We start from the raw sequence: 11,282 nt of genomic DNA, 5'->3' as shown, positions 1-11,282 counted from the left end.
TTCGGTGCCTTTGAGGCCACACGCACTGCAGGCTTTGGATTTACAGGTTTGACAAAAGAAGCGTGAATGAGAGCATTCAGGTGAAGAACAGCAATAACGGCGAACGCCCATAGCGCAGGTGCTGCAGGCGAGCATCTTTTCGACAGAGAGTAGTTGCCATTCATCTACGTGATTATTTTCGATGAAAAGGTTCCATCCGTCATCGTATTGAAATAGCAGTTTTGCAGGTCTGGGGATGTACATAGAGCAGAGTATAAAAGACGAGAAGGGAATTGCCTAGAAATAGAGCGCCTTTGCCGCGATGCTCACGCCAAAGGCGTGCTTATGTTCATTATGCCAAATAGTATTAGCGGTTATCAGAGGGTAAATGATCATAATCCATTTATAGAGCGGATGGCTACGACAGGTAGCCGATTAAAACAACTGAAATGTAATGTTATCAATGTGGTTAAAGATATTCGTAATACTATCACTCCATCAAGTTTACAGCTTTCAGCATCGGCAAGATATGATAAGAATTTTGCTCTTCTATGCAATATTATAAAGAGTAATATTGATATTAAAAACAAAATTGCGACCAATTTTAGTGACCAGAAAAAAATCCTCGATTTAGGTAAGAATTGTTGTTTAAAGTCAGAAAGAACAGCGGTTCTTTTCAATACCTTACTTGCCGAAATAAAAAATAATTCAGCTGAGTTAACTGTCTTAAAAAAGAATAATTTTGAATTATCTGAATATAGTGCGAAAAATTTTGCCAAAGCAATGCATACATTATCTTATCTTTATCAACGATTAAGCCCAGAGAATAGTAATATTTTAAAAGAAAAAATAGTCACTAGCATTTTTTCCCAAAATGATGAAAATTTTAATCTATTAGCTGAGGCTATGGTAAAAGTAGTAGAACCTAAGTTTATACTATATCTAAATCAGTTAAATCAATCTCAATCTGATCCTCTATTGAAAGATATCTTTATACAAAAAAACCTTGAAAATTTTTCTTTATGCAAAGAAAAATTGGACCAAAGTGCAGATATTAACAATTGTATTAAACCCTTTATCGAATTCTATCTTTTAGCTAATGATGATGGTAAAAAGAAAATTATTGCTGATGTGAAAAAGTTAATATTGCAGCAAGATGAAGAGTTTAGTCAAATAGCAGAAAATTATTTCAGCAATTATCCATGTGACTCGATTAATCGTAATGTTATTGATATTTTTAAAAATGCCTGGTGCCATGAAAATTATGATAACTTTTCTAATATGAAAATAGCAAATATCTTAACAAGCTAACAATCTGATTTTATTGATAGTTTAGAAAATTTTTAAGTGAAAGATTTTATTTATCTTAACCAACTTTAGCAAAAAACAGCCAAATTAGCTGCGTTAGCAGCTATTTTTGCTATGAGCAATTTGCTTATCTCATTGAGTATGAAAAAATCATTATGATCATGGAAATAAGCATACTTACAAGTGAAAGGATTTTGCATGCCAAATATTGGAAATTATCATCAGAGGATTATTAGCGGTGATGTCTTTATAGGAAAAACAGAGAGTGCCAACGAAAAGTTTGCTGTCAGAAAGAGCTACGATATTATCAAGAAAATGAATGATATTCGTAATACCCTTTTATTCCCTTTTGCAACAGCGAAACGATCTGAAATTTATAATAAAAATTTTGATAATCTTTGCCATTTTATTAAAGCCAGATTAGATATTGAAAATAAAATTTCTATCAATCTTTCTGAAATAGAAAAAAGTATTGATTTAAATAAACCGCGAGATTTTAACTTGGAATCGCCAGCAAGAATGATTGAAACTTTACTTTACGAAATAGAGGGTAAAGCTAATTATTTGATTGAGTTAAGAAATAATGGTTTCTTGTTGCTTAATAATAATGAAATCAATTTTGCTAAAGCAATGCACACGTTTTCCTATCTTTATCATCAGTTAGACCAAGATAAGCAAGCTATTTTGCAAAAACAAATTGCTGACAAAGTTTTTTTAGGTATGAATTTTAACGTACGTCAATCTGATTTATTAGTTATGGTGTTAACAAATATGGTCACACCCGAATCGATATTATATTCAAATAGTTTGTCTAAGGCGGCAGATAATTTTATTCAATTAAAAAAAGATTCTTTTTATTATTCTCTGCTTCATTTTCCACTTCATTCTTTTATTAGACAAGAAAAAAACATCATTATTGAACATTGTATTGAGCCATTAGCTGAATTTTATTTTCAAGTGGATAATAAAAAGAAAATTATTGAGGATGTTATTGATATAGTAATAAATAGAGAAAATAAATTTTTAACCACCCACCAGCAGCAAGATATTTATTGTACAATAGAAAGTTATTTTAATAGTTATCAAGCTTACTTCAGTAGCCTTGAACATAATAATTCTCTTAATATATTTAACAATGACTGGTGTCAAAAAAGTTACTCTAAACATCTTCTCAAAGAGGAAAATTTATTGTCATTAACGGTTGCAAGCAGAGTAATTTATAATGTAAGAAATGCATTTGCCAACTAACAGAGGGATAATTTTATTCAATTGTTTAAAATGCTTTTCAAGCAATAATCTGCCCATTTAGGCGAATTATTTAACTTGATACAGTTCACATTTATTTCACTCCGCCAATATTATGTGTAAAATAACAGCATATGTGTAGATGCCTACCGGCAAGCCACTGCTTGGCCAGAGTCATTTAATCCTTTCCAGTTAGATAATATGGTAACAATTTGTGTCTATTGAAAATTTAAGAAATATCGCCATCATCGCCCACGTCGATCATGGAAAAACGACACTGGTCGATAAATTATTACAACAATCCGGAACCTTTGGTGAACGTAATAACCTCGATGAGCGTGTGATGGATTCCAATGACTTGGAAAAAGAGCGTGGCATCACGATTTTGGCAAAAAATACCGCCATTAAATGGCATGATTATCGAATTAATATTGTTGATACCCCGGGCCATGCTGATTTTGGTGGTGAAGTTGAACGGGTTATGTCAATGGTTGATAGTGTGTTGCTATTGGTTGATGCGATGGATGGCCCGATGCCACAAACCCGCTTCGTTACGCAAAAAGCTTTTGCCCACGGTTTAAAACCGATTGTGGTGGTCAATAAAATCGATCGTCCGGGTGCTAGGCCTGATTGGGTAGTTGATCAAGTTTTTGATCTGTTTGTCAACTTAGGAGCGACTGATGAGCAGCTTGATTTTCCGATCATTTACGCCTCAGCCTTAAATGGTATTGCTGGAACCGATTATAATGAAATGGCGGCAGATATGACGCCACTGTATGAAGCAATAGTAAAATATGTTGCTCCGCCGCAGGTAGATCTGGCAGGTGCTTTCCAAATGCAAATATCCCAACTTGATTACAATAATTATCTGGGGGTTATTGGTATTGGTCGCATTAAACGTGGCGCGGTGAAACCAAATCAAACCATTGCTATTATCAATAGTGATGGTAAAACACGTAGTGCTAAAGTGGGTAAGGTATTAACGCATTTAGGATTAGAGCGTATCGATTCTGAAATTGCGCAAGCCGGTGATATTATTGCCTTAACAGGTCTGGGTGAATTAAATATATCAGATACCTTATGTGATCCAAATAATATTGAAGCATTACCAGCACTGGCCGTTGATGAGCCAACGGTAAGTATGTATTTTTGTGTTAATACCTCACCTTTTTGTGGCCGTGAAGGAAAATATGTAACTTCCCGTCAAATTTTAGATCGGCTGAAAAAAGAGTTAGTGCATAACGTTGCATTACGGGTAGAAGAAACTGAAGACCCCGACGCTTTCCGTGTTTCCGGTCGTGGTGAGCTGCACCTTTCAGTATTAATTGAAAACATGCGCCGTGAAGGTTTTGAATTAGCCGTTTCTCGACCCAAAGTTATTTTCCGTCAATTTGAAGGTCGTAAACAAGAACCTTTTGAACAAGTTACCCTTGATATTGAAGAGCGGCACCAAGGCGATGTTATGATGGCATTAGGTGAACGTAAAGGTGAACTGCGCGATATGTTGCCTGATGGTAAAGGACGGGTACGGCTTGATTATATTATTCCAAGTCGTGGACTCATTGGTTTTCGAACCGAGTTTATGACCATGACATCAGGGACAGGTTTGCTGTATGCAACCTTTAGTCACTATGATGATGTACGCCCTGGTGAAATCGGTCGCCGACAAAATGGTGTCATGATCTCAAATGGTCAAGGTAAATCAGTAGCTTATGCGCTTTATAGTTTACAAGATCGGGGTAAGTTATTCCTTGGTCATGGTGCTGAAGTCTATGAAGGACAAATTATTGGTATCCATTCCCGCTCTAATGATTTGACTGTTAACTGTTTAACCGGTAAAAAATTAACCAATGTGCGTGCTTCAGGGACCGATGAAGCAACAACTTTATCACCGCCGGTCAAGAAAACATTAGAACAGGCGTTAGAATTTATTGATGATGATGAATTAGTGGAAGTTACGCCACAATCAATTCGTTTAAGAAAACGCTATTTGACAGAAAATGATCGCCGTCGTGCCCACCGCAATAAAGAAGTCTAAATTAAGATTATTGGCTTTTTGATGCAAACAAAGGTGTTATATAACACCTTTGTTTGATTCTTATTGGTTATATAAAATGACCGTAAAGAATGTGGCTTATTGTTTATGTTTCAATTGATTCTATAGCGTGTTATTAGCAATTTTGTGGAATTAAATCAATTATTATAATTAATTTCATTAGCAGTGGGTGTGCTTAATCTGATCCTAATGCGTTGTCAATCAGATAGATCTTGGTAGGAATTTTCTTGCCATTTTTCAGATTGAGTTGCTTTGTTTTTTTCAATGTACTCAGCTATTTCCTTTTCAGAACGTTGAATACACTTATTTACCCACTTCGGATCGTCCCTATTTTTTTCTAAACATTTATCTGATCCTTGCTGTGTCTTTAAAAGAAAAACATGAGTATCCCAGTTAGTTAAAAAATGTTGGTGTTTCTGACTACCATTTTTTGCCGCTATTTCTATATAGTGTTTAGCTTTATTGAGATCTTGTTGGACACCACGTTTCCCATAAAAGTAAATAACAAAGAGTGAGTCAATAGCGGCAAAGATTTTATTTCCGCCAATACGATAAGCTTTATCATAATAATCTATTGCTTTTAAAATATCTTTTTTGACGCCGTATCCATTTTTATAGTTGGTAGCAGAATAATATAAAGCGACTACATTATTAGAATTAGTAGATTAATCCTTTTTTCTTGTCTAGCGGTGCATGGTAATTGAGACTTTTTATTTTTTGCTTAAATAACTGTACTTTGTATAGTGAATGGCTTCTATTTTTACAATGGTGATTTTCCCTCACGAACAGAGCCGATATCTTTATTTAATCATGTTCTTTCTACTTTATTCGCGGTTAAATCTGGAGCGATGGCAAATGTTATTAAGTAAAACCCGCTACTTAGTTAGCTACTTTAATAATTAATAAATTTTTTAATGGATAATTTTTATATAATTTTGATTTTATATCTAATTAATAATAAAAATTTCATTTAAATAATTTATAGAATTTCAATATTTTTATAGTTATTAAATTAACAAAAAATTATATTATTATGAATAATCTTAAAATTAGATATTTTGGTTATAGAGTAATAGATTAAATAGCAAAAAATCACAGTTATCATTCTACTATATCGATTAACTGAGCGTATTGTTTTTCAAATCTAGCCAATAATAACTATCATTTTAGAACATGCTTATTTAAAACAAGTAGTGATAACCCTCTTATATACAATAAATTAATTGTTATTGGCATGAAAATTATATTCTGATTTTAAAATTAATATACACTTATATATTTTTAATAGGATTGATAATAAACTTTAAATTTATTTTCATTACATTAATTTTAGCTTATAGTTTATTAATGAATTTAATAATTATTATAAAAATTTTTTATTTATCATAAATGATTATTTTCTTCTGTTTGATCTGTTTAATAATGATATAGTAAAGTTATATTAATCACTATGGAGAGAATTTATGCTGTATATTTTCGATATGGGTAATGTAATTATTAATATCGATTTTAATCGAGCTCTGCAGGTCTGGAGTGAATTGAGTAAGATTCCAATTAATAGTTTAGCGCAAAAATTTGAACTAGATGAAACAGTAAAACTCCATGAATGTGATAAAATTTCTGATTTTGAATTTGCTGAATTTACCAGTGAAAAATTAGGTTTGTCGTTAAGTTTTGAAGAGTTTGCTCTAGGATGGAATGCTATCTTTGTTTCATTACGTTATGATGTCATTGAAATTATGGCGCGCTTACGAGAGCAAGGCCATCGGGTTGTTATTTTATCGAACACAAATCGTTTACATCAAAATTATTGGCCTTCACATTATCCTGAAATCGCAGCTTCTTCAGATTTTCTCTACTTATCCCAAGATCTCGGAATGCGTAAACCTGATCTGGAAATCTATAAATATGTTTTACAATCAGAGGGATTTGCTGCTGAAAAGGCTATTTTTTTTGATGATATCGAAGAAAATGTTACTGCAGCCGCACAGTTGGGTATTAAAAGCTGGCATGTTACTGATAAAAATAGTGTCGCAAAATATTTTGCTAACTATGATTTCAGCATCCCCGCTAAAGATTAGCTACCGATATTGCATAAATAATACCTAGTTTAATGTTATCTTTGTTCTTATACAGGATTTGTATGATTGCCTTAATTCAACGTGTGACTCAGGCTAATGTGATAGTTAAAGAAAAATGTGTTGGTCATATTGCCGAAGGTTTATTAGTTTTTTTAGCGATTGAAAAAGAGGATAGTGAGCAGAAAGCTAAACGGTTGTGTGAAAAAATTATTGGTTATCGTATTTTTAATGATGAGCACAATAAAATGAATTTGAGTATTCAGCAAGTAGGCGGAAGTTTGCTGGTTGTTTCCCAATTTACTTTAGCTGCTGATACCAAAAAAGGAATGAGACCTAGTTTTTCAAATAGTGCGTCTGCTGATAAAGCCAATCTACTCTATCATTATTTTATTGAGCAGTGTCGATCGAAAGGAATAAAAGCAGAAACAGGGCAGTTTGCTGCTGATATGCAAATTAATTTAACAAATAATGGCCCAGTAACATTTTACTTGCAGGTTTAGTTTATAAACTCTGCCATTATTTATTAAAAGGAGGGAACTTTATGTATCATCTGCGAGTACCAAAAACAGAAGCCGATTTTAAAAATTATTATCAGTTTCGTTGGGAGATGTTGCGTAAACCTTTCCATCAACCGCCCGGCTCTGAAAAAGACGGTTATGATTCCACTGCTCATCATCAGATGATAGTGAATGAAGCAGGCCAAATACTTGCCATTGGTCGCTTGTATATAAATGCAGATGATGAAGGTGCTATCCGTTTTTTATCTGTCCATCCTAGTATGCGAGGCAAAGGATTAGGAAAACTGATCGCCATGGCATTGGAATCTGTTGCACGTCAGGAAGGGGTAAAAAGAATTGTTTCTAGTGTCCGTGAGGAGGCAGTGCCTTTTTTTCGTTGTTTAGGATTTAAAAATCGGGGGCCTATTGCAAGTCAGCTTCTTACGCCAGTGAAGCATTTTTTGATGATAAAAAAGGTGCAAACCCTGGATAAAATTTTGCGTAGACCTGATTGGTGTAATCAATTACAAAAAATTTGGCATGAAAAAATTCCTTTAAGTGAAAAGATGGGAATAAAGATCGTGCAGTATACCGGTCAGAGTTTTATCACCAGTATGTCTGAAGGAAGAAATCAAAATCCTCACCATAGCATTTTTGCGGGTAGTCAGTTTTCGTTAGCCACTTTAACTGGTTGGGGGCTAATATGGTTATTACTACAGGAAAGACATCTGGGTGGGAATATTATTTTGGTTGATGGGCATATTCGTTATCATAAACCGATTGTTGGTCGTCCAAATGCAGTGGCTGATCTTTGTAATATCCGCGGTGCTTTAGATCGGCTTGCAAGAGGATGCCAGGCGGTAATTGAGTTAGATGTAGATATTGGTAGTGAAAAAAGCACTCACGCCTCACTATTTACCGGCACTTACATGGTATTAGCTGATCGTAAAAAACAGAAATGATCTGGCTTGCTGACCATAATACTAAAATTGACCGCTAAACGATGCAACTAAGATTTTTCTTCGTTAGCAGTAGTCAATGGTATTTGATTATCGCTTTGTGCCGTTATTTCACCTTTAATCATAGAATAAGCCTTTTTTTCGCCGCTTAGGGTTTGATAGGATAGTTCTCCTGTTAAAGTTTGAGTAATCGGTTTAGCCAACAACTTGCCTGTAAGTATAAAATTGAAATCCGCTAGTGTTTGTATGGGTAAATTTTTCCATCCCCATTGATTTAATATTGCTAAATCAACATTTATTCCATTGGATGATAATGAAAAAGCACCATCATTGGCCTGCTGTTGAATATTAGTGGTCAATTTTACTAAGCCATTTTCAATATTGGTATTGAGCTCGACCTTAAGAGAGAGGTCACTGTTAGGTAGAATTTGTATATATGGTTGTCGTAACGTAATTCGGTTTAAGGTGCCACTACTGGCCGTAAAATTTCCCTTTCCTTGCCATAATCGCCATTTTTTCTGTTTGATCAAATCCATATTAGTCAAATAACCGTTAACATTGGTCAATTCAAAGGGAAAATTAACGTTAACATCCATAAGTAAGGAATTAGTTAATTTAAAATTAGTAATATGTAATGAAGTCAGCCAATTGGGGACGGGGGTTTGAAAAAAATTAAACCAATCATCCGCTAATTGATAACGTATACCGGCTAATTGTGCGTTAATAATATTAATAGATTGCTGTTTGGTATGCCAATTTGCTTCGATGTTAAAAAGACCTTTATCATAATAGCCAGCGAGGCGGTTGAAATGCAGAATATCATTGGTAAATGTTATATCGGCCATTAGTTGACTAATTTGCTGATTTTTATATATTAATTCATCGATATTTAGACTGATTTCACTGTTGGAACTGTTCCAATGGCCTGCTGAAAGAACGATGTTATTTACTTTACCTGATAAACCGGCAATGGCCCAATTTTTACCTTCGAAGTGGGTACCAGCCAAATTTAGCTCTTTTATGTTTAATTTTTTAATATCTTGTAGCTTATGGGCTATTTGGGAAAGTGATGAAGAAAATTGCCAACCCGTATTGGTTAACATCAGCTTTGCTAAAGTAAGTGCTTGATCGGTGTATTGAATAGTGTTTGCATTAATAACGCCATTATTGAGATAAGCAGAAAGCTCATCGATGAAAAGAAAATTAGTTTTATAGTTTCCTTTTACAAGCAGGGTTGTTAAGTGAACATTATTAATTTCGAACTGATCGGTAGTAAATTGAAAATTTCCCTCTCCAAATGGGTTATGAGCAGTTGGTTGCCAGGGCGTTATTCCACCCGTCATATTGCTTGCCGACAGACCAATATTGCCGATTCGATAGCTAACATTCATGTTTTCTAGCTGCAATATTTTGCTATTGAAAGGAAAAGTTTGGCGAGACGAAGGTAGCGTTAATTCACCTTCAGTAACAATTAATCGATGCAACCATGAGCCTGTAACTATTTTTTGCCACTGCAATTCAAAGATAATTTGTTTGGCATTTAGCTTAAAGTTATTTTGTTTATTATGAATAGCAATATCTTGTAATACAATTTCGCCTGGCTTAGTGAGATGATGACTGATAACGCCTATTTTTACATCGTATAGGGTATATTTGCTTAGTATGTCACTTAACTGTTTTGCTCCCCACTGGGTTTGTATGATCAGATAAATAAATATAATCAGTACAACAAGCGTAAGAATCAGGTTTTTTAGCCAGCGCAATCGTATGCCCTCTTTATCATCATTGTTTAGTTACAATCTTGCTTTATGCTGTGATGAACTATTTAGATTAATATTAAATTAAAAAGAAATTATTTGGCTAATGAAATTTATAATATCGTCAATAAAAATGGTAGTTGAGAAGACAAACCTATTCTCAAAATTTATCCCTAGGATTTGAATAGCTAACAGCTTAATTAATAAATGGATTTTAACGGAAAAAGAGCACATTTTAATGGTTAAATTTAAGAATAGTTATTTATTGGTTAGAATATACTCTTAAAAATGCTCAATCCTATTAAAATTTTGGTTTTTCACTTGTGTTCAAATGAAAAATTAACTTTAATCAGTGAGCCTGCTTTTTGTATTGTTATATAACATTCACTACATCCTTTTTGTTTTTTCATAAAAATTAACAATAAAATGAGGTACGTAAATGTATCATCTTGATGTCTATGGCACCTTTGTTGCTGCCACTTTAGTATTATTACTTGGACGTAAACTTGTACAATCAGTTGCTATTCTAAAAAGATATACTATTCCTGAACCCGTTGCCGGTGGGTTACTTGTTGCTCTTATTCTTTTGTTATTGAAGACAACGTTAGATTGGGGGGTAAGCTTTGACTTATCTTTACAAGAGCCCATGATGTTAGCTTTTTTTGCCACAATTGGACTTAATGCTAATTTACTTAGCTTAAAAGCGGGTGGTAAAACGCTACTTATCTTCATCTTCGTAGTTATGGGTTTACTGCTAGTGCAAAATACTGTCGGTATTGCTTTGGCAAAGTTATTGGGGCTCGATCCATTGATGGGATTATTAGCCGGTTCCATTACATTGTCGGGTGGCCACGGTACCGGTGGTGCTTGGGGGAAAGTTTTTACCGAATATTATGGTTTTAAGAGTGCGACTGAAGTAGCAATGGCTTGTGCAACTTTTGGTTTAGTATTTGGTGGATTAATTGGAGGTCCGATAGCGCGCTTCTTGGTTCGTAATATGAAAACACCAGTAGCTAGCCAGAATTCTGACGATGATAAAGAAATTCCTATGGCATTTGAAAAGCCACAAACAGGACGAGTAATAAGTTCTTTAGTGTTAATTGTCAACGATCACCGAAAACTGATCCACTTTTTATCTAAATCCGATCAATCAAAATTGATCCACTGTTTTACTCAGTTATTGCTCCTGAGCGCCGCTTATCTTTCAATCGGTAGCTTTCACCGCTTAATTGCAGTACATACGAATGATGAAGTAAACGATCAAGCATAGCGGCAGTTAATGTTGCGTCATCAGCAAAAGCACTTGGCCATTGCCCAAATGATAGGTTACTCGTCAATATGACACTGCCATGCTCATAACGCTTGGCAATCACATTGAAAAACAGGTTTGCTTCTTCTCG

Annotated in this window: 10 protein-coding genes and 2 pseudogenes; 7 read left to right on the top strand and 5 right to left on the bottom strand. The window is 34.3% G+C overall.

The genetic code is table 11. The features are described from left to right. Nucleotides 1-243, bottom strand: a 243-nt coding sequence (locus G468_RS23070; RefSeq protein WP_211229663.1) for a transposase zinc-binding domain-containing protein, incomplete at its 3' end; no start/stop codon positions are given. Nucleotides 244-324: 81 nt separating this feature from the next. Here G468_RS23070 and G468_RS0114105 point away from each other — a divergent pair. The 3 genes from G468_RS0114105 (at nt 325) to typA (ending at nt 4,570) form a co-directional block, all read left to right on the top strand. Further along, nucleotides 325-1,290 (top strand): hypothetical protein, encoded by a 966-nt coding sequence (locus G468_RS0114105; protein ID WP_026823652.1) that lies wholly within the window; start codon nt 325-327, stop codon nt 1,288-1,290. A 195-nt stretch (nt 1,291-1,485) separates the two neighbouring features. Continuing rightward, nucleotides 1,486-2,535: a hypothetical protein gene (locus tag G468_RS0114100; protein ID WP_026823651.1), complete on the top strand. Its 1,050-nt coding sequence runs from the start codon at nt 1,486-1,488 to the stop codon at nt 2,533-2,535. 211 nt (nt 2,536-2,746) lie between these two features. Continuing rightward, nucleotides 2,747-4,570: a ribosome-dependent GTPase TypA gene (gene typA / locus G468_RS0114095; protein WP_026823650.1), complete on the top strand. Its 1,824-nt coding sequence runs from the start codon at nt 2,747-2,749 to the stop codon at nt 4,568-4,570. A 215-nt stretch (nt 4,571-4,785) separates the two neighbouring features. Here typA and G468_RS25430 read toward each other — a convergent pair whose 3' ends face one another. Next, entirely contained in the window at nt 4,786-5,091 is a 306-nt protein-coding gene (locus G468_RS25430) for a hypothetical protein (RefSeq protein WP_406931267.1), read from the bottom strand. 57 nt (nt 5,092-5,148) lie between these two features. Beyond that, nucleotides 5,149-5,217: pseudogene (locus G468_RS25425) on the bottom strand (hypothetical protein); the annotation flags it as partial. 834 nt (nt 5,218-6,051) lie between these two features. On the opposite strand from G468_RS25425, the gene yihX reads away from it, so the two are divergent. The 3 genes from yihX (at nt 6,052) to fabY (ending at nt 8,128) form a co-directional block, all read left to right on the top strand. Further along, nucleotides 6,052-6,669, top strand: a complete 618-nt coding sequence (gene yihX / locus G468_RS0114090; protein ID WP_026823649.1) for a glucose-1-phosphatase — start codon at nt 6,052-6,054, stop codon at nt 6,667-6,669. Nucleotides 6,670-6,731: 62 nt separating this feature from the next. Continuing rightward, nucleotides 6,732-7,169, top strand: coding sequence for a D-aminoacyl-tRNA deacylase (dtd, locus tag G468_RS0114085; RefSeq protein WP_026823648.1), 438 nt, complete (start codon nt 6,732-6,734; stop codon nt 7,167-7,169). A 41-nt stretch (nt 7,170-7,210) separates the two neighbouring features. Further along, nucleotides 7,211-8,128: a fatty acid biosynthesis protein FabY gene (gene fabY, locus G468_RS0114080; protein ID WP_026823647.1), complete on the top strand. Its 918-nt coding sequence runs from the start codon at nt 7,211-7,213 to the stop codon at nt 8,126-8,128. A gap of 47 nt (nt 8,129-8,175) precedes the next feature. Here fabY and G468_RS0114075 read toward each other — a convergent pair whose 3' ends face one another. Beyond that, nucleotides 8,176-9,888 (bottom strand): AsmA family protein, encoded by a 1,713-nt coding sequence (locus tag G468_RS0114075; protein WP_026823646.1) that lies wholly within the window; start codon nt 9,886-9,888, stop codon nt 8,176-8,178. A gap of 433 nt (nt 9,889-10,321) precedes the next feature. Here G468_RS0114075 and G468_RS21150 point away from each other — a divergent pair. Next, nucleotides 10,322-10,984, top strand: a pseudogene (locus G468_RS21150) (sodium/glutamate symporter); the annotation flags it as partial. A gap of 67 nt (nt 10,985-11,051) precedes the next feature. On the opposite strand, the gene G468_RS23055 reads toward G468_RS21150, so the two are convergent. Beyond that, on the bottom strand, nt 11,052-11,282 hold a 231-nt coding region (locus tag G468_RS23055; RefSeq protein WP_162143433.1), incomplete at its 5' end, for an ATP-binding protein.

Source organism: Arsenophonus nasoniae DSM 15247 (assembly GCF_000429565.1).
In the GTDB taxonomy this organism is placed as follows: Bacteria; Pseudomonadota; Gammaproteobacteria; order Enterobacterales; family Enterobacteriaceae; genus Arsenophonus; species Arsenophonus nasoniae.
This window is presented reverse-complemented; position numbering and strand designations above follow the sequence as displayed.

What these genes read in the sequence shown, in the direction of transcription:
- dtd (WP_026823648.1), top strand. Translation starts at nt 6,732, where the DNA reads ATGATTGCCTTAATTCAACGTGTGACTCAGGCTAATGTGATAGTTAAA.
- yihX (WP_026823649.1), top strand. Translation starts at nt 6,052, where the DNA reads ATGCTGTATATTTTCGATATGGGTAATGTAATTATTAATATCGATTTT.
- G468_RS0114105 (WP_026823652.1), top strand. Translation starts at nt 325, where the DNA reads ATGTTCATTATGCCAAATAGTATTAGCGGTTATCAGAGGGTAAATGAT.
- G468_RS0114100 (WP_026823651.1), top strand. Translation starts at nt 1,486, where the DNA reads ATGCCAAATATTGGAAATTATCATCAGAGGATTATTAGCGGTGATGTC.
- fabY (WP_026823647.1), top strand. Translation starts at nt 7,211, where the DNA reads ATGTATCATCTGCGAGTACCAAAAACAGAAGCCGATTTTAAAAATTAT.